Source organism: Paenibacillus sp. FSL W7-1332 (assembly GCF_037969785.1).
Taxonomy (GTDB): Bacteria; Bacillota; Bacilli; order Paenibacillales; family Paenibacillaceae; genus Paenibacillus_AQ.
Genome location: NZ_CP150209.1, coordinates 530,308 through 549,706, shown reverse-complemented (window position 1 = coordinate 549,706; position 19,399 = coordinate 530,308). Strand labels below are relative to the sequence as shown.

The following is a 19,399-nucleotide window of genomic DNA, read 5'->3' as shown; positions in this document are numbered from 1 at the left end:
CTTAAGCGTATATACATGTCAATGAATGTATAGAATTTTTTCACATCAATTTTTGACATCAAAAAACATGGCAACCGTTCACTCTGCATGCTGCAGGGTCTATCCAGATACCCAGATGAGCACGCTAATGATCCAGTGGCTAGGCCCTGCTCACCTGTCCAGGGGCTCTAAAAACATTAAAAAAGAGGCCCAGTATAGCGGCCTCTTTGCTATAAACTACTCTATAAATTACGATCATTCAAAGCTATAAAGCTTTCAGACATCCTTATGGCTGAATGGACACCTGATGCAGCTGCATGATGCCGTTCGGATGCCGCCAGAAGCCCTCCACCTTGCTGCTGACTCCGTTTAAATACTCCTGATGATGGATATACAGCATCGGCGCTAACTCAACCAGCTTCTCCTGCGCCTGTTTATAGATGAGCTTGCGCTTCTCCGGATCATTCTCTTTGCGCCCGTCATCCAGCAGTTTATCCAGTTCCGGATCCTTCGTAAAGGTACGGTTGCCCGGCTCCCCTACATTTTTGGAATGGAACAATTCATACATGCCATAGTCGGCATCAGCCGTTACCGTGGACCATCCGAGTACAAACATATCATGCTTGCCTTCCGCGGTTTGGGCCAGATATGCTCCCCACTCCACCACTTCGATTTTGACTTCGACGTTCAATTCCTTCAGCTTGGATTGTACGTACTCGGCGATCTTAATCCGTTCCGGATTGTCATTGGTCCAGATGGTCGTCGAGAAGCCACCCTCGTAGCCGGCCTCTTTCATTAGCTCTTTCGCTTTGTCGATGTTATGTTCAATCGGCTTGACGGTAGCATCATACCCGTTCACGTCCGGTGCCAGCGGACCGACGGCAGGGATGCCCGTGCCTTCGTAGATGCCCGAGATGATCTCATCCTTATTGATGGCCATCGATAGGGCTTGCCGCACCCGCACATCGTTGAACGGCTCTTTGTTATTGTTAAACCCGATATAAGACAGACTCAGCGATGCCTGACGGTTCAGGGACATGCCGTCCGTGCTCTCAATGCGGCTGATGCTGCTCGGCGACACCGGATCGATAATATGCGCATAGCCGGTTTCCAGCTCCGCGATCCGCGTTCCCTCTTCGCTTACGACCTTGAACGTGACCCGTTCAACCTTCGCTTTATCTCCCCAATAATCGGCATTCGCAACCAGCTTCACTTCCTGTCCCGGGTTCCAGCTCTCTAATTTGAATACGCCCGTGCCTACAGGGTTCTGTGCCAGATACGCGCCTGCTTTCTCTCCTGCCTTCAGCTTCTCGTAATCCAGCTTGATGGCTTCCGCACTAATCATGCTCACCGCAGAATGGGCCAGATGGGCAAGCAGCGGCGAGAAGGCATACTCGGTCACGAGCTGCACCGTGTATTCGTCAACAACTTTAACCTCTTTAATCATGCCGACAAGCGATGCGCGGGGAGAAGCAACCTCCGGATCCTGCATACGATCAATGTTGGCTTTGACTACCTCTGCATTGAATGGAGAGCCGTCGGTAAACTTCACGCCTTCTCTCAGCTTGAACTCCCAGGTCAATTCATCGATTGCTTTCCAGCTCTCGGCAAGCCCCGGTTGAATATTCAGATCCTTATCATGAATCACCAGCGTGTTATAGATATGCGTTGTCATTACGCTCGTTTGCTGGTCCGTCGACATATGAGGGTCCATGGATGGCGGATCAGAAAGCCAGGCAATCACAAGCTCATTCGCACCGGTATTGGCCGTTCCTTCGGGAGGATCTTTGGCCCCCGGCTCAGGAGCTGGCGTATTGGTGCCGCTTGGCGGCGTTTCGGGGTTACTGCTCTTGCTTGGACTGCCGCACGCCGACATCATTACGGTAAGTATGAACAGGATGCAGACAAGCCATTTGAATCTTCTATTACCTGTCATGTGAAACAAACTCCCCCTTCTCAATCAAAATAGGAAAATATTTTATACACAGTTAACATATATTTTACTATTTGATATTTATACCAGTAGAAGCCAGATTTACCTCACGTTTCTACGACACCAATTCTGACATCCATACTTGGAGAAAGGATGATTTCACGTGCCTAACATGACCGCTGATGCCAGAGCACAAGAATCGCTCCCTAGTGGAACCCGCCTTGCACAATGGAAATCTTTCTACCACCGTCTGAAGAAGAACAAAGCAGCCTTATTCGGGGGCTATTTTCTCCTGCTGATGATTCTTATCGCGATTTTCGGCCCCCTGCTCACCCAGTATGATCCGACCAAAGTGGATTATTCTACGAAACTGCTAAAGCCGTCCTCTGCCCACTGGTTTGGTACGGACCACAACGGAAGAGATATTTTTACAAGGATTATCCATGGCATGCGTCTCACGCTCTCGGTCGGTTTTATCTCGGTCATCATCGGAGCAGCCTTTGGTGTCGTGCTCGGAATCATCTCCGGCTATTACGGAGGTAAATGGGATGCACTCATTATGAGAATTACCGATGTTATGCTGGCGTTCCCCGGCATTCTGCTGGCTTTGGCGGTTGTCAGCGTCCTTGGAAAAAATCTGTTTAACGTGATCATCGCCGTCAGCATCTTCTCGATCCCCACCTTTGCCAGAGTCGTGCGCGGCTCGACGCTGGCCGTCCGCAAGCTCGAATATATTGATGCCATGCGTTCGCTGGGCGCAAGCGATGGACGAATCATCTTCGGGCATATATTGCCGAATATCACATCCCCTATCATCGTGCAGGCTACGCTGCGGATTGCCGTCGCTATCCTGACCGCCAGCGGCCTGTCCTTCCTCGGTCTTGGCGCACAGCCGCCGACGCCGGAGTGGGGAGCGATGCTGAATGATGGGCGCAACTATATTATGGATCACCCCCATGTTGCCCTGTTCCCCGGTTTATCGATCGTGTTCGTTGTCATCGCGTTTAATCTGCTGGGCGACGGCTTGCGAGATGTTCTTGACCCGAAAATGAAAAAATAATGAAAGGAGCTGCCGGGCCATGCTCATCTATTCCATTCGAAGGCTGATTCAGACGATACCCGTTGTCATTGGCGTAACCATCGTTGTCTTCCTGCTGATGCATCTCATTCCGGGAGACGCGGCGCAGGTCATTATCGGGGAAGGGGCACCCAAGGAGCAGGTCGAGAAGATCCGCGAGAACCTGGGATTGAACGATCCGCTGCCGCTTCAGTATTGGAACTATGTCAGCGGCTTGCTGCAGGGGGATTTGGGAGATTCGATCCGCAGCAGCCGCCCCATCGCCGATGAAATATTCAAAAGCCGGTTCTGGATCACCGTCGAGCTTGCCGTGTACTCTACGATCCTGGCCGTATTCCTCGGCATTCTGGCCGGCATCATCTCCGCCGTCAAAAAAAGCTCGCCTGCCGATATTGGCGTCATGTTCATCGCCCTCTTCGGACTGTCGATGCCAAATTTCTGGCTGGGGCTGATGTTGATCCAATATTTTGCCGTCGATTTGGGCTGGTTCCGTCCCTCCGGCTGGGGCACATGGTCGCAAACCGTCCTTCCCGTGATCACGCTCGGGACCGGCGGCGCCGCCATTATTGCCCGAATGACCCGGTCCAGCATGCTGGAGGTCATCGGCCAGGATTATATCCGAACCGCCCAAGCCAAGGGCGTTCGGGAGCGCGTCATCATCTACCGGCATGCCTTGAAAAACGCCATGATTCCCGTCATTACCGTCATCGGCCTGGAATTTGGCGGCCTGCTGGGCGGGGCGGTGCTGACCGAGTCCGTATTCGCCGTGAACGGCATGGGGCGCTACGTCATCGACTCGATCCGGGCAAGGGATTTTCCGGTCGTACAGGCAACCGTGCTGGTGCTCTCGATCATGTTCGTGCTCGTAAACCTGCTCGTGGACATCTCCTACCGCTACTTCAACAAACGCATAGATTTCGATTGATTGGCGATTTTCCGTCTATCGCGGTTTGAGTGTAGACGGACACGGCAGGATTCACTATCTGGCGAAAACCGAGCTATTTTGCGGACTTATAACCCACTGATTACTGTAGTCAAGCCGTTTGGGAGCCACTCGGACACACGATCCGCTAATCGAACATTTCGGGCCTATCGGGACACACGACCTGGGAGTCCATTCGGACACACGATCCGCTAATCGAACATTTGGGGCCTATCGGGACACACGACCTGGGAGCCCATTCGGACACACGATCCGCTAATCGAACATTTGGGGCCTATCAGGACACACGACCTGGGAGCCCATTCGGACACACGATCCGCTATTTGCCCATAATTGGGCCATTTTCGAATCCACGCGGACACACGATTCGTTAATGCATCCAAAATCACGGATTACTCCTGGAATTTCTCGCAATAACGGATCTGGTGTCCTCAACCTGCTACTAAAAGGCGAAGAATTAAGAAATAACGGAACCACGGTCCTCAACTACGCTAATGCAGCCATACTGAACCGTTTTAAGTCCATACACACCTTCGATATATGGAAGTTATGGGCCATTGCGGATCTTTAATCCACTAGTTACCTGAAATCGAGCCGTTGGGGGAGCCTTTTCGGACACATGATCTGCTATTTGCTGATAACCGACCTATTTTCGAGGCTATGCGGACATTTAACCCACTAATTACTGTAATCGAGCTGTTTAGGGGGCCTTTCGGACACACAATCCGCTATTTACCGAAAACCGATCCATTTGGGAGACCATCCGGACAGAGGATCCGTTAATGCACCCAAAATCACAAATTTAGCCTGTAATATCTTGCAATAGCGGATCTCATGTCCTCATACCTCCACTAAAAGGCAGAAAACAAAGGAATAGCGGAACTACAGTCCTCTAATAGCATCAAATATCGCTAATCCAGACCAATCGAGCTGTTGGTGAGTATCATACGGACACACGATCGGCTATTTACCGAAAACCGATCCATATGCGAGTCCATCCGGACACACGATCCGCTATTTTCCGAAAACCGATCCATTTGGGAGACCATCCGGACACACGATTTCCAAAGCCAATTGAAAGCGAAGGGAGCTTAGACAAGATGGAACAGCACGCATCAAGCTTGCTTACGATCAAGAACCTGCGAACCTCTTTTTTCACCGAACTGGGCGAAGTAAAAGCTGTGGATGATATCAGCCTAACCGTACGCAAGGGGAGGACGCTCGGGATCGTGGGCGAATCCGGTTCAGGCAAAAGCATATTGTCCCTGTCCATCCTGCGGCTAATCTTTCATCCGGGACGAATCGTAGGAGGCCAAATTCTATATAACGGTGTGAATCTGCTCGAACAATCGGACCGGCAGATGCGCAAAATAAGGGGCAATCAGATCTCGATGATCTTCCAGGAGCCGATGACATCGCTCAACCCGGTCTTCACCGTCGGCGATCAGATCGCGGAGGCCTACCAAATCCATGAGAATCTGAGCAAAAAACAAGCGATGGACAAAGCCGTTGAGATGTTGAAACTGGTCGGCATTCCCTCTCCGGAAAAAAGAGTCCGGCAATACCCCTTCCAGTTATCCGGCGGTATGCGCCAACGTGTCATGATTGCCATGGCGCTGGCATGCAATCCAGATCTGCTTATTGCAGACGAGCCGACCACGGCGCTGGACGTGACCATTCAGGCTCAAATTCTGGAGCTGATGAAAGAACTGCAGCGGAAGCTGCAGATGTCGATTATTTTTATCACGCATGATCTGGGCATCGTCGCGGAAACCTGCGATGAAGTAGCCGTCATGTACTGCGGAAAAGTCGTGGAATATACCGATGTACGGACCCTATTCAAACATCCGAAGCACCCCTACACCATTGGCCTGATGAACTCACTGCCACGGCATGATATCGATAAGGAAACGCTGGAGCCGATTAAAGGCTCGGTTCCAAGTCCCTATGACCCACAGGAAGGCTGCCGCTTCGCCCCCCGCTGTCCCCATGCAATCAAACTGTGCTATGACAAACTGCCGGAGCTTCAGGCGCTGGAGGATAACCAGCAAGTCAGGTGTTGGAAATATACCGATCAATGGGAGCCGGAAAGCGAGGTGAACGTTCTGCCATGAGCAAAGAGCTGTTAACGGTAAAAAATCTCAAGCAGTATTTTCCGATCAAGGGCGGCGTCCTGGGCCGTACCGTCAACGTCGTAAAAGCCGTGGATGATATTTCGTTCTTCGTACGTGAGGGGGAAACTGTCAGTATCGTGGGCGAATCCGGCTGCGGCAAATCAACCACGGGCCGGGCTATCCTGAGGCTGGACGAACCGACCTCCGGCGAGGTGATGTTCGAAGGAAGCGATCTGCTCTCCCTGAACAAAGCCCAGATGAATCGAAGGCGTAAAGACTTGCAAATGATTTTTCAGGACCCCTATGCTTCGCTGAATCCCAGGAAAACAGCGCTGCAAGTGCTGGAAGAAGCGATGGACATTCAGAATGTTGTTCCAAAGAAGGACCGGCGGGGACGGGCCATCGAGCTTCTCGAAACGGTCGGCCTGGCCGCCTATCAAGCCAATCGGTACCCGCATGAATTCAGCGGCGGACAACGGCAGCGAATTGGGATCGCCCGCGCCTTATCCGTGAATCCCAAGCTGATCATCAGCGATGAAGCGGTCTCTGCGCTTGACGTGTCCATCCAGGCACAGGTACTCAATCTGATGAAGTCGCTGCAAACCGAATTCAAGCTGACCTATCTGTTTATCTCTCATGATCTCGGGGTTGTCCGGCATATTTCGGACCGGATTATTGTGATGTATCTGGGGAAAATCGTGGAAATCGCGGATAAGCACTCCCTCTTCCGGCGCCCGCAGCATCCTTACACCCGCGCCCTGCTGTCAGCCATCCCGACACTGGATCCCGAGCGCAAGAAGGAACGCATCATTCTCAAGGGGGATGTTCCGTCCCCGATCAACCCGCCTTCCGGCTGCCGGTTTCATACCCGCTGCATGTATGCCACGGATCGCTGCCGATCCGAAGCTCCGTTGCTTCGAGAAGTCGATGAGCGCGGAGGCCATCAGGCGGCCTGCCACTATATCCAAGAGATCGCAGCCGGTGCGCTGGAGAAGGTGTAGCTTATACGCCGAACGGATAACGGCACCTCTCTATAAAAGAGAAAAAAGCGAGAGCCCAAGGTCTCGCTTTTTCTTTTGCAAAAGTTTAGCCTGCTAACGGAAATCGAAGGATGATCTCCTACGAGAACAGCAGCCGAGCCTATAAACAGAATCGCGCAGCTCCAGAAGACTTTTATTGCAACCAAAAGTGACAGCCTCCCCTGATCGCTCGGGATATGCCAGAATGTACAGAAATTTGCCAGTAACACCGAAAAGCCCGGCAGCTTCCGCCGCCAGGCTAATTTATCAGCAATTCAGTTATTCACTTTCAACGGGCTACCGCCTCCACATTCACCATTTTGGAGTTTGGAGCTTACATTCTGTCGTTTTGTCCACCCTCAACCATAAATCGAACCATCACTGCAGGAGCTGCACGCTTTTCATTAGCAGCCCTTTACCTGGATCTCGCCGTGCCTGTAACATGCAACGCAAAATCCTCCGCATAACGCCGCAGCTCTTCATCCGTCAGCTGCATGGCATTATGAACGGTAAATACCGGCAAGTACAACGCGCCCACCAGGCTCGCCGTCACTTCATAGGGCCGGGTTAGCTCTTCCACCGTGTAGCGGTTGTATCCTTCGCTGCCATAGGCTTCCGCGGCTCCGCCGGTCGTAACAGCTAGGCCCCACTCTTTTCCATGGAGCTTGCCCCCGCCGGGACCATACGCCCATCCAAAGGTCAGCACCTCGTCGAACCAATGCTTCAGAAGGGGCGGAGAACTGTACCACCAAAAAGGGAATTGAAACACGAGGCGGTCATGCTGGAGCAGCAATTGATGTTCGGCCTCGATATCGATGTGTCCATCCGGATACCGCTGATAGAGGTCATGCACCGTCACCTCATGATGATGTATAACCGTTTCGATTAGTTCGCGATTGATCCTTGATCCCTCATGCAGACCCGGATGTGCAACGATTACCAGTGTTCTCATGTATGGTCCCACCTTTTTTTGTCTCGTATATGTATACAAAAGGTATCAAGCCCGGATAACACCCGAATATGAGAAAAGTCACAGGTAGCGTTATTTGGTCTGTGATACTGTAGCAAGGAACATAGCGGGCGGAAAAAGTACGCCAAGGGAGGAGAATGAGGACGTGGCCCTTGTTATTCAAAATGTCAGACTGGCCCATCGCATCTATCGACTTACCGTTCAAGGCAGCTATTCGGCACGAATGGGACAGTTCTTCATGCTTCGCTGCTGGGATGCCTATCCCGTGCTATCACGACCGATCAGCATCCATAATCTGACGGAGGACTCCGTTTCCTTCTTATATCGCGTGCACGGAACTGGCACATGGCTGCTGTCAGCGCTTCAAGCGGGTGACAAGATTCAGCTGGAGGGGCCCTTCGGGCAAGGATTCCCTAGGCCGCAAGGCCGGACGGCACTGGTAGGAGGCGGCATTGGAGCAGCCCCGCTGCTGCTGGCTGCGAAGGAAATTCCTGAATCCAGCGTCTATCTGGGATATACCGGGGTGCCCTTCGCGGTCAACGGATTTCACGAAATCAGCCGCAATGTCACCGTCAAATCCGGCGGCACCATTGTAGATGCCGTGGACCCGAGCCGCTATGACACGATATTCGCATGCGGACCGGTTGCCATGATGCGCAGTCTGGCCCAAAAAGCGGAAGGTACCAATGCCAAGCTCCACGTCTCCATCGAGAAGCGAATGGGCTGCGGCATCGGGGCATGCAACAGCTGCACGTTAACCTCCGCTGGCTCAAGCCGCAAGGTATGCACCGATGGCCCCGTATTTCCGGCGAAGGAGGTGAACTGGAATGATCTCCATCGATTGTGAACTGGCGGGCGTACCACTGGTGAACCCGATTTTGGCGGCATCGGGCACGTTTGGATTCGGCAAACCGTATGCGGATCTGTATCCGCTTCGCAAGCTTGGAGGTATAATCTCCAAGGGATTGACCCTGACGCCACGATTCGGCAATTCAGGAACACGGCTTTATGAAACGCCATCCGGCATCATGAACAGCATTGGCCTTGAGAATCCGGGCATCCATGCTTTTCTGGAGCATGAATTATCCGAGATGACCTCGCACGGGACGGCAGTCATCGTCAATCTTGGCGGCGGCACCATACGGGAATACACGGAGGGCGCCGAGCTGCTTACCGAAGCCAGCCTCAAGTTACGGTCATCCGGCAAACGAGCCGTCGACATGATTGAGCTCAACATCTCCTGCCCCAACATCAAGGAAGGCGGGCTGGCCTTCGGCGTTGAGAATGAGCAGGCTCAAGAGGTGGTTCGCGCAGTCCGGAAAGCGACCACGCTGCCGCTGCTCGTCAAACTCTCTCCCGGTGCGAGGGATTTGAAGGAAATGGCACGCATGTGTGAAGCCGAAGGCGCTGATGGTCTCTCGCTCATCAATACGATCCAAGCGATGGCGATTGATATTAGGGAACGGCGAAGCGTTTTTGACAGAGCCTACGCCGGATTGTCGGGACCGGCAATTAAGCCGATAGCGCTCCGCATGGTCCATCAGGTAGCACGGTCAGTATCCATCCCGGTTGTTGGAATCGGCGGAATCAGCAGCGCCGAGGACATCCTCGAATTCATCATGGCAGGTGCGGCAGCCGTACAGATCGGAACCTACAACTTCATCAACCTGCGCGCAGGCGATACCCTGGCCGAAGAATTGATGGAATTGATGGAAAGCGAAGGCATCCAATCGCTGGATGACATTCGAGGCATTATCTGACCCATGGTGCTTCATGAGCAATCGACGGGTTTCAACTCGAACATGAAGCACCGACACTGTTTGTGATTTTTTTCACCGATAACTATTCCTTTTAAGAATAAAATGAACTCAAGAACAATATTTGTGAAGTAATTCACAAAATTATAGGAGGAAACCAGAATGAAAAGGACACTCTCTCTATCCCTCTCTGTCATGTTGATGTTTGCGCTGCTCGTAGGCTGCGGAGGCAACGGAGACAAAGAGCCTGTCACTACGGACAAACCGGCGGAAAGCCAAAACACGGATACCACAACTAATGCGGAACAGCCTGCACAAGATGGAACCCTGCAGGACGGCTTATATTACGCTGAAGGCGAGTTTGCCGAAGACTCCGGCTGGAAGGAACTTGTTGCCGTTAAGGTCGAAGGCGGCAAGATCGTCAGCGCCAACTGGAACGGACTTCATAAGGACGGCGGCTTGGACAAAAAGACATTTTCCGAAAAAGGCTTCTACGGCATGAAGGAAAAAGGCGGCGCTCAAGCGGAATGGCATGAACAGGCAGCCAAAATGGAGGAATACCTGGTGGCTCAGCAGTCGGTTGAAGGCTTGACCTTAAACGACGAAGGCCGCACGGATGCCGTATCCGGGGTATCGATCCATGTCAACGGATTTACCGAACTGGCAGCAAAAGCGCTGGCGGCGGGACCTGTTGAAGCAGGACCGTACAAAGACGGCAGCTATCACGCAGAAGGGGCTGATTTTGACGCTAAGTCCGGCTGGAAGGAAACCGTCGACGTTACCGTTATTAACGGCAAGATCGCCGCTGTCAGCTGGAACGGCATTCATAAAGACGGCGGTACCGATAAAGTTACCCGTTCCAAATCCGGTGAGTACGGCATGAAGAACGGCGGAGCTCAATCCGAATGGCATGAACAGGCTTATCAAGCCGAGCAGTATTTGATTGAAAAACAAGATCCGCAAGCCATCGTAACGGCGGAAGACGGTAAAACCGATGCCATCTCCGGTGTGTCGATCCACGTCAACGGATTTGTAGAGCTGGCAACAAAAGCACTCGAAGGCGCCAAATAAGCACAAGAGCGATAGATAGAAGACAACTATTCCTTGAGGGGAGATTCGCATGAAACAGATTATCGTGCTGGGCGGCGGATATGGCGGTATACTTACCGCCAAGAAGCTGGCTAAACGACTGCGCAAACAGAAGGATTTGCGGATAACACTCATCGACCGCAAGCCGTATCATACACTGCTGACCGAGCTGCATGAAGTAGCCGCGAACCGGGTCGAGGAGGATTCCATCAAAATCGACCTAAAGAAAGTGTTCTCCGGGTTTCGCAATGTAGACGTAGTGCTGGATGAAATCGGCGGCATCGACTTTGACGGCCAAACACTCCGTGGAGAGAAACAAACCTATTCCTACGATTATCTGGTCATCGGAACAGGCAGCAAGCCAACCTTCTTCGGCATACCGGGCGCAGATCAACACGCCTTTACCTTATGGTCGTATGACGATGCGGTCCGTTTGAAAGAACACACCCTGAATATGTTCCGAAAAGCCGTGCTGGAGCGCGACCCGCAAGTCCGCAAAGAAATGCTGACCTTCGTCGTGGTCGGCGGCGGATTCACCGGGGTTGAAATGATCGGCGAGTTGGCCGAGTTCACGCAACAATTATGTAAGGAATTCTACGTGGATCCAAGCGAGGTTACGCTGCACGTTGCCGACATGGTCGACAAGATCCTGCCGATCCTGCCCGAGCCATTGATCCGCAAAGCCGAGAAACGGCTGCGCAAAATGAACGTCAACATCATCACAGGCTCCAAGATTACGGAAGTGAAACCGGACGGTGTTACCGTCGGCGGCAGCGACATCAAATCCCGTACCGTGATCTGGACCGCAGGGGTGGAAGGCTCCGATGTGGTCGGCAATATGGATGTCGAGCAAAAAGGCCGCAAGCGTATTTTGACCAACGACAAACTTCAAGTTCCTGCCCATCCGAACGTTTATGTCGTCGGGGACAATATTTTCTACATTCCTGAGGGCGCGGCTGCACCCGTGCCTCAAATGGTAGAAAATGCGGAACTAGCAGCCCCGGTCATTGCGCATAACATCGTGGCTGAATTATTAAACAAACCGATGAAATCCTACAAACCGACGTTCCACGGCACGATGGTCTGTATCGGCAGCCGCTACGGAGTAGCTAACGTGGGGGTTCCGGGCCATATGTTCAGGCTCAGCGGCTTCCCGGCCATGCTGGTCAAACATCTGATCAACATGCTCTATCTGTTCCAGGTTTGCGGCTTCAACAAGGTGTATCACTACCTACTGCATGAATTCTTCCATGTCCGGAACAACCGCAGCTTCGTGGGCGGGCATTTTGCCAAGCGCTCGCCGAATTTCTGGCTCGTTCCGCTGCGGATTTTTGCCGGATGGATGTGGCTCTCACAGGGATGGGATAAAATCCACAAGATTATCGATGATCCGGATAAAGTGTTCCTCATTCCTGCCAAAGCAGCCGACGGCGTAAGCGCAGCATCCGCTGCAGGTGCCGATGCTGCCGGGGCTGGAGCCGCAGACGCAGTGTCTGCCGCCTCTGCTTATACTGCCGAAGCGGTATCCGCCCTCCCGGTTCCGGATTTTATGAAATCCATTGTCGATTGGTCGATGGACCTGATGTTCTATACCGGCGACGGCGGCTATACTTCGCTTGCCTATGTATTTCAGACCTCGATGGTATTGGCTGAGCTGATCGTCGGCATCCTGCTGATCGTCGGATTGTTCACGGCACCTGCAGCCGTAGCCAGCGTCGCCATGGGCGCGATGGTATGGGTATCGGGGATGGCACCTAACGAAATGCTGTGGTATCTGGCAGCCGGGATCGCCTTAATCGGCGGATCAGGCAGCGCGTTCGGACTGGACTACTATGTATATCCTTGGCTGAAAAAGGTATGGAAACGAATACCGATCGTAAGGCGCTGGTACGTGTATACGGACTAATTCTTCTCTACTCAATAGAACGGGCTGATCGTATCGCGCATTGCCGTATCAAGCTCAAGCCCTAACCGTTCTACTGGCATTCACACTCTTAATCAACACGAGCCTTCCGGAAGGAGTCAATAACGATGGATATGAAGCTATTACAGGATACGATCGACCTGCTTCGGTCGCATATCGATTCCGGAACGGATATCGATTGGATGGAGATGGATAACAGACCGGTGAGGGACATTGCCGATATGCTCAACGCTTATGAGCTTGCCTATTCACGCAAAATGACGGTGCTGGCTTGCTGCATCCTGATTCATACTGCGCTAAACAAGCATGGCAAGCTGCAAGCGAAGGATAACGAGAGACTGACGCGTATGCTGCTGGACGGCGATTATTTGACTGGACTCATGTACCGGATTGCCGTCAAACGGAAGGAATGGAAGCTGCTGTCCCGGCTTCTCCCCCTCCATAAGCGCATGCAGCTGAAACTAATGAAGAACGTCACACCCGAACTCCTGCTTAAAGAGCTGAAGCGTGAAATCCGCAGCTATCTGGAGCAGCGGAGTGCGTAAGGAGCTATCTAGGGAAAGGAGCGCTGATACAGATGAACATTCATAACCAGATTGGAGTCGATCTCGCTTCCTTCGACCGCCTGCTCCGGGAGGTAGTCACCTCAGACCGTGACCTCACTCCCCCCTCCGTTGTTCTGAGCAGCGTCATGGATCTCATTAACGCCGGCGGCAAGCGGCTGCGCCCGCTTATGGTCGTGCTCGGCAGCCGTTTCGGAAAAAGCGGTCATGAGCGGGCCGTCATGAAAACCGCCGTACTGCTTGAATACTTACACATGGCCTCGCTGGTGCACGATGACATTATCGATCAATCCGATATGCGGCGCGGCATGCCGACCCTGCATGAAACGACGGATGTCCAGACGGCCGTGCACATCGGCAACTACATGATTGCCCGCGCCATCGAATGGGCCGCGGGTCATCCGAATGACGAGTCCGACAAGAGCAGTGAAGACATCTCCGAAGACGAGGCCTACCGATTAGCCGAGCTTGCGGCGTTGGTGACCGAGCTCTGCATGGGAGAATACGATCAGCTGCATCACCGCTTCGACTTCGGACTGACGATGGAGCAGTATTTAGAGAAAACACGCTGCAAAACCGCCCTGCTGATGGCTCACTGCCTGAAAGCGGGCGCGGAAGCAGCCCATGCGGATGCCGGAACCGCTGAGCGGCTCTTTCAATTCGGGGAGTCGCTCGGCATGGCTTTTCAAATCCGGGATGACCTGCTCGATTTCACGAAGCCCAAGGAGGCCATCGGCAAGCCGGCTGGCGCAGACCTGCGAAACGGCAACATTACGCTGCCGGTGCTATACGCCCTCAACGATCCAGCCCTTGCACCTGGAATCAGGCAGCTTGGCCCCCACTCTGCGGAGGCTGACATGGACGAGGTCATCCAGCGTATCGCCGCAAGCGGCGCCATTAAGCAAACCGAGGAGCTTGCTCGATCGTATGCGGAACAGGCCCAGCGGATGATCGGCGACTTCGCGGATCACCCCGCTCAGCGTGATTTGCAGGCATTGCTCCATTATTTCCTGCCCTAAGGACAGACATGAAGCCATATACTCCAAACGAACAGGGATACGTCCATCATGGATGCATCCCTGTTCGATATGAAAGGATGTTTTATAGACATGAATCGCACACGAATCTGGCGGTGGCGAATTGCGCTGGCGGCCTTCCTGATCCTGCTTGGTGCGGGGGGCTTCATGCTGTTCAAGACATCTCCAGTCGAAGAACAGAGGACTGGTGACACGCAAGTGAGCTCCATCGCCATCTTTGCGCTCAAGGGCTGCGGCGGCTGCTCCAAAGCGCTGGGTGTCATGGAACAGATGGAAGCAACCTCGCCAGCCTACCGTTACCAGTATTTCAGCATTTCGGAGGATACGGAAGCCGTTAACCGGTACGGCATTACGGAGCACCCGACCATCCTGTTCCTGAACGCTCAGGATGAAGAACTCGGGAGACTGACCGAGGACATATCAAGGGACAGGATCCTGCGCGAACTGGAAGATATCGCTGCGAACGGTGCACGTCCGCCCAAGGGGACGATTCTTTCCGCCATCCCCAGCACGATGCCCAGCGTAACCCTCCATGCCTATGACCCGTTTTCCGGTTTATTCACGCCCGTATCCCAGTACGTGCAGACAGATACCTCCGTCCGCTATCCCAAGGTCAGTGCCATGACGATGCTGACCCAGTGGGGAGATCTGTTGCCACCTGAACTTGAAAGCGCCATCCCTGATGGCGTAACCTTCGTGGAAATCCGAATTGAGCACGGGGTGACCGTGGTAGAGCTCTCCCCATCGTTTCGTGCCTTTACCGGCTCTAAGCAGGGAGAACGGGCGGAAGAAGCCATCGCGCTTACGCTGCAAACCTTTGAAGGCGTGAGCGGCGTTCAAGTAGTAAGCGGCGCGTATCGCAGCGACATCCTCTATGCGGAAGCTCTTGCTGGCCGTTCCGACGGAAAAACCGACTACCTGCTGCATCCCGATACGCCTCTTCCGCATATCTCCAGCGTGAAGGAATACAATGCAGCCATCCTCCATGCCAGCCACTTGGCCTACATGCCCTGCTTCTGCGGATGCGGCGATGCTGGCCACAGCAGCAACCTCAATTGCTACTATGCTCAAGAGGAAGACGGCAGACTCACGCCAACCACGCACGCGAAATTCTGCCAAACCTGCCTGGACGTCACGAACATGTACCTGGACGGCAGGCAGCAGGGGCTGAGCCTGAAGGAAATCCGGCAGTCCGTGGACCGGGCCTACGAGGGGATCGAGCCGACGGATACGCCGATGCCAATGAATGAATAGGTATGACAAAACACCGTTCCGTTAAGGATCGGTGTTTTTTATATTCGTTCTCTACAAGCTGTGTTTTAAAAAATCACAAAAAAGAAGGGGCGATTACCCAGTTCACTGATGTATTTCCCATATTATAACTTTACGGCGTGTATGAGCGTAATCTATGATTTGACTGGTATATCATCCATCGATGGTATACATGAGAAATTAAAAATCGGCAGATTAGAGGAGACGTATTACAACGTGATCAGAAAATACCTAAGCTTTCTTACACTAGCATTGTTGTTTCTTATGTTCACCCATAAGGAGACGGAAGCTTCGAACCAGAAAGTCAGCTTGACCCTCCCTAACGGGGCCACCTACTACGGAGAAGTGAAGGGCAATAAACCCCACGGAAAAGGCACCATGAATTGGGGACCTTCCAAAGTATACAGCGGCGATTGGCACAATGGACAAAGATCCGGCACAGGCAGATACATATCGGACAGGCTTCCAGAGGATATGAAAATCGTGTATGAGGGTGAATGGCGAAACGATCGTCCTAACGGAACGGGAATTCGGAGCGAAAGCAACCCTGATTTTGAATTTTATGTAATCTCGAAGGGCATTTTCAAGGATCATGACTTGCTGTCAGGTTATACCGTGATGCAATCCATAGACTCCCTTTGGTTTGAATATCGGAATGGGAATACTCTCTTGGAGTTTTCTGTATCGGATCGGGAGCAGGCAAATGAACTGATGCAATCCAAATTGGCTCGCGGTCATATTCAACTGCTGAATTATTACAAACGGGATAAGTCCACGCCTGACTACAAAGGGTTCGAATATGCAAGCGAGATGGAGGATTTCGGGAGTTCTATCAGCGAAGGCGTATATCGAACAGGTGACTATGGGGTGATGGAGCTCTATACCGGGGTGAACCAACGTTTCGAGGATGAAGAATCCTATAGAGTAGAGAATTACAAGAACGGGAGACTCGTTTCTGCAAAAGAAGTACCGGAGAACGGACGGTTTGCCGGGATCGTTCAAGGGAAAATCAATAACAAGAAGCATGTCCTTCAGCCTTATCTAGGTGAATTCTCAAAGCTATTAAAAGACTTTGAAAACGAAACAGCGCAGCAAGGCTGCAGTAACTCGTCCACCAGCGTTTGCGTGACCTTTCCTATCAAATTCGAGTAGCAATAAACCACAAACCGCAGTCCTGAAGGACTGCGGTTTTCATTTCCTTCAAGCCACAAACTACAGCAGCGCGGCCGCGGCCACGGGCAGCAGGAACAAAGCAACAAACAGCGTGTCCGCCCGCTTCCATACAAAGGCCCTGAACCTGCTTCGCCGAGCACCCAGCCGGTAGCCTCTGGCTTCCATGGAATCGGCAAGCCCGATGGCGCGCCGGAACGCGCCTGTGGTTACTGGCACCAGCAGGGCAATGATCAGCCGTGCCTTCTCCTTCAGCGGCCGCGATGACAAGTCAAGTCCCCTGGACTGCTGTGCCTTCCACAGCCGCTCCGCTTCCTCGAAGATGGTCGGAATGAACCGGAGGGCAATGCCGAGCATCAGCACCAGCCGATCGGTCGGCACGCCGATATAGGTCAGAGGCCGCAGGAGGCTGCCAAGACCCTGGGCCAACTGCTCCGGCTGGGTCGTGAAGGTCAGCACCGCCGCCAACATGATGAAGAGCGCCATCCGGGAGGCGGACACGATACCTTTTTCCAATCCGCCTGCATACACCTTGAACGCGCCCATATCCAGAAGTTTCCCGCCTCCCGCATCATATACAATGTGAAATACCAGGATAAACAATAGCAGGAACATCAGCGGCTTCATGGCTCTGATGAAATAGCGGTACGGGATACCCGTAGCCCGGATCACCGCCGCAGTGAACAGCAGCAGCGCGAGCACCCCCATATATCCGTCTACCAGGAACACAGACACCATAAAGAGCGGCATGGCAGCCGTTTTGGCACGCGGATCCAGGCGGTGAACCCATGAATCGCCTTCCATATACCGGCCCAGGATGATTTTTCGTTTCATCCATGCTTCCTCCTTTCGCCTCTGCTTCGCTCTGCCCTACATTTCAAGCTGCCCTGCGTACCAGTCCGCCAGCGCAGCCGCATCCGGTGGCATCTCCGGAGGCTGTACTCCAAGCTGCGATGCCAGCTTGCCCGCCATCCGCACAGACGACGGAGCCATCAATCCTGCCTGCTCCAGCACCTCCTGCCGGTGTACCAGTTCCTTGGCCGTTCCTTGAAATACGACTCGGCCATCTTTAATGACAACGAATTCGTCCGCATAGGCCGCGACTTCCTCTAACCGGTGGGAGACGAGGAGAACCGTCTTGCCCTGGGTCCTCGTTAATCCATGCAGCCGTTCCAGCAAATCCTCGCGGCTGGCAGGATCAAGGGAGGCGGTAGGCTCATCCAAAGCCAAAATGTCGGGGTCAGCCGCCAGTACGGCGGCCACGGCCGCTTTTCGCATCTGACCCGAGCTTAACTTGAAGGGACTCTGTGTCAGCAGCTCCTCGTCCAATCCGACGAAGGATGCCGCTCTGCGGACCGCCTCGGCGGCTTCGGCTGGGCTTCTCCCGAAATTAAGCGGCCCGAACAGCAAATCCTTCTCCACCGTTTCTTCAAACAGCTGCTGTTCCGGGTATTGAAAAACAAGGCCGACGCGCTGCCGCAGACCGGCAGGGACTTTCTTGCCGTCACCCGGTTCAAGACGGAAGTCCAATATGCGAATCAAGCCCTCATCAGCCCGTATCAATCCGTTCATATGCTGGAGTAGCGTTGATTTTCCCGAACCCGGCGCACCGAGAACGGCAATCATTCTGCCTTCCTCCAGCTCCAGATGAAGGCCGTCGAGTCCAAGAATCGGGCTCATCCCCCGGTCCCGGTAGCGGTAAGAAACCTCTTCGAATGATATGACCATAACGCCTCCAGCACCTCCTTCTCCCCAACCAGCTCGCCGATATCGATCCCCCGCGCTTTGAGCTCCCTGCACAGCTGGAGGGCAAAAGGCACCTTTAGCCTGCAACGCTGGAGCAGCTCTTCCTGCAGCAGCAGCTCCCTTGGGCTTCCGTCCGCCGCCACCATTCCGCCATCCAGCACGATCATTCGGTCTGCTTCGGCCATCTCCTCTACGTCATGGGTGATGGAGATGATGGTGTATCGGCCTTCGGCATGCATGGTTCGCATGAAATCCAGCAGCTCATGCTTAGCCTTCTCATCCAGCATGGAAGCTGCCTCGTCCAAGACAATGATAGAAGGCTCCATGGCCAGCACGGCAGCAATAGCAGCGCGCTGCTTCTGTCCGCCGGACAGGGTTGCCGGATGCCGGTCTAACAGATGGACAATGTCCAGCCGCTCCGCGTACATCCGAATCCGCCGCAGCATCTCTTCCCGGCTCAAGCACAGATTCTCCAAACCGAACGCAATGTCATCCTCTACGGTCAGGCCGACAAACTGATCATCGGGATTGGCAAACACCATGCCTATATGCCGGCGAATCTCACCCAGCGTACAGCCGTTCTGCTCTATGCCATCGATAAGGATGCGCCCCCGGCTCATGAGGAGCAAACCGTTTAACAGCCGAATCAGCGTAGACTTGCCTGCCCCGTTCTTTCCGGCGATGCATACCCACTGCCCATGGGGAATCGTCAGCGAGACGTCCTTGAGCACGTTCGTGCAGCCCTGGCCGTAATATACATGCTTGAGCTTTACTGCATGCTCCGACTTATCCATTGTGCCCATGC

Annotated in this window: 17 protein-coding genes; 12 read left to right on the top strand and 5 right to left on the bottom strand. The window is 53.4% G+C overall.

What is annotated here, in order from left to right; all coding sequences use genetic code 11:
* Positions 1–265 precede the first annotated feature (265 nt).
* Positions 266–1,915 (bottom strand): glutathione ABC transporter substrate-binding protein, encoded by a 1,650-nt coding sequence (locus MKX98_RS02325; protein ID WP_194540586.1) that lies wholly within the window; start codon positions 1,913–1,915, stop codon positions 266–268.
* A 169-nt stretch (positions 1,916–2,084) separates the two neighbouring features.
* Between MKX98_RS02325 and nikC the strand changes: the two genes are divergently transcribed.
* The 4 genes from nikC (at position 2,085) to MKX98_RS02305 (ending at position 7,048) form a co-directional block, all read left to right on the top strand.
* On the top strand, positions 2,085–2,972 hold the full coding sequence (gene nikC, locus MKX98_RS02320; RefSeq protein WP_260066891.1) for a nickel transporter permease: 888 nt from the start codon (positions 2,085–2,087) through the stop codon (positions 2,970–2,972).
* A gap of 19 nt (positions 2,973–2,991) precedes the next feature.
* Complete coding sequence (locus tag MKX98_RS02315) at positions 2,992–3,915, top strand: ABC transporter permease (RefSeq protein WP_012818632.1); 924 nt, start codon at positions 2,992–2,994, stop codon at positions 3,913–3,915.
* Between the two features lie 1,118 nt (positions 3,916–5,033).
* Complete coding sequence (locus MKX98_RS02310) at positions 5,034–6,047, top strand: ABC transporter ATP-binding protein (RefSeq protein ID WP_194540583.1); 1,014 nt, start codon at positions 5,034–5,036, stop codon at positions 6,045–6,047.
* On the top strand, positions 6,044–7,048 hold the full coding sequence (locus tag MKX98_RS02305; protein ID WP_339221210.1) for a dipeptide ABC transporter ATP-binding protein: 1,005 nt from the start codon (positions 6,044–6,046) through the stop codon (positions 7,046–7,048). The genes MKX98_RS02310 and MKX98_RS02305 overlap by 4 nt, the downstream gene beginning before the upstream one ends.
* 433 nt (positions 7,049–7,481) lie before the next feature.
* Here MKX98_RS02305 and MKX98_RS02300 read toward each other — a convergent pair whose 3' ends face one another.
* Positions 7,482–8,018, bottom strand: coding sequence for an NAD(P)H-dependent oxidoreductase (locus MKX98_RS02300; protein WP_339221208.1), 537 nt, complete (start codon positions 8,016–8,018; stop codon positions 7,482–7,484).
* A gap of 163 nt (positions 8,019–8,181) precedes the next feature.
* Between MKX98_RS02300 and MKX98_RS02295 the strand changes: the two genes are divergently transcribed.
* From MKX98_RS02295 to MKX98_RS02260, 8 genes are all read left to right on the top strand, one after another.
* Complete coding sequence (locus tag MKX98_RS02295; RefSeq protein WP_339221206.1) at positions 8,182–8,883, top strand: dihydroorotate dehydrogenase electron transfer subunit; 702 nt, start codon at positions 8,182–8,184, stop codon at positions 8,881–8,883.
* Positions 8,864–9,796 carry a dihydroorotate dehydrogenase gene (locus MKX98_RS02290; RefSeq protein WP_194540579.1) on the top strand — a complete coding sequence of 311 codons (933 nt, stop codon included), beginning with the start codon at positions 8,864–8,866 and terminating at the stop codon, positions 9,794–9,796. Before MKX98_RS02295 ends, MKX98_RS02290 begins: the two co-directional genes overlap by 20 nt.
* Before the next feature lie 159 nt (positions 9,797–9,955).
* Positions 9,956–10,864 carry an FMN-binding protein gene (locus MKX98_RS02285; RefSeq protein WP_339221204.1) on the top strand — a complete coding sequence of 303 codons (909 nt, stop codon included), beginning with the start codon at positions 9,956–9,958 and terminating at the stop codon, positions 10,862–10,864.
* A gap of 49 nt (positions 10,865–10,913) precedes the next feature.
* Positions 10,914–12,788, top strand: coding sequence for an FAD-dependent oxidoreductase (locus MKX98_RS02280; RefSeq protein ID WP_339221202.1), 1,875 nt, complete (start codon positions 10,914–10,916; stop codon positions 12,786–12,788).
* A 125-nt stretch (positions 12,789–12,913) separates the two neighbouring features.
* Complete coding sequence (locus MKX98_RS02275; RefSeq protein ID WP_194540576.1) at positions 12,914–13,351, top strand: hypothetical protein; 438 nt, start codon at positions 12,914–12,916, stop codon at positions 13,349–13,351.
* 32 nt (positions 13,352–13,383) lie between these two features.
* Positions 13,384–14,388 (top strand): polyprenyl synthetase family protein, encoded by a 1,005-nt coding sequence (locus MKX98_RS02270; RefSeq protein ID WP_194540575.1) that lies wholly within the window; start codon positions 13,384–13,386, stop codon positions 14,386–14,388.
* Positions 14,389–14,478: 90 nt separating this feature from the next.
* Positions 14,479–15,660 (top strand): PCYCGC motif-containing (lipo)protein, encoded by a 1,182-nt coding sequence (locus MKX98_RS02265; RefSeq protein ID WP_339221198.1) that lies wholly within the window; start codon positions 14,479–14,481, stop codon positions 15,658–15,660.
* A 234-nt stretch (positions 15,661–15,894) separates the two neighbouring features.
* Positions 15,895–16,830 (top strand): hypothetical protein, encoded by a 936-nt coding sequence (locus tag MKX98_RS02260; RefSeq protein WP_339221196.1) that lies wholly within the window; start codon positions 15,895–15,897, stop codon positions 16,828–16,830.
* Between the two features lie 60 nt (positions 16,831–16,890).
* On the opposite strand, the gene MKX98_RS02255 is transcribed toward MKX98_RS02260, so the two are convergent.
* The 3 genes from MKX98_RS02255 to MKX98_RS02245 are packed head-to-tail and all read right to left on the bottom strand — an operon-like array spanning position 16,891 to position 19,397.
* Positions 16,891–17,682, bottom strand: a complete 792-nt coding sequence (locus MKX98_RS02255; RefSeq protein ID WP_194540570.1) for an energy-coupling factor transporter transmembrane protein EcfT — start codon at positions 17,680–17,682, stop codon at positions 16,891–16,893.
* A gap of 36 nt (positions 17,683–17,718) precedes the next feature.
* The gene (locus MKX98_RS02250; RefSeq protein ID WP_339221194.1) at positions 17,719–18,576 is read right to left on the bottom strand and encodes an ATP-binding cassette domain-containing protein; all 858 of its coding nucleotides are present in this window, start codon (positions 18,574–18,576) and stop codon (positions 17,719–17,721) included.
* Positions 18,525–19,397 carry an energy-coupling factor transporter ATPase gene (locus tag MKX98_RS02245; RefSeq protein WP_339221192.1) on the bottom strand — a complete coding sequence of 291 codons (873 nt, stop codon included), beginning with the start codon at positions 19,395–19,397 and terminating at the stop codon, positions 18,525–18,527. The genes MKX98_RS02250 and MKX98_RS02245 overlap by 52 nt, the downstream gene beginning before the upstream one ends.
* Between the last annotated feature and the right edge of the window lie 2 nt (positions 19,398–19,399).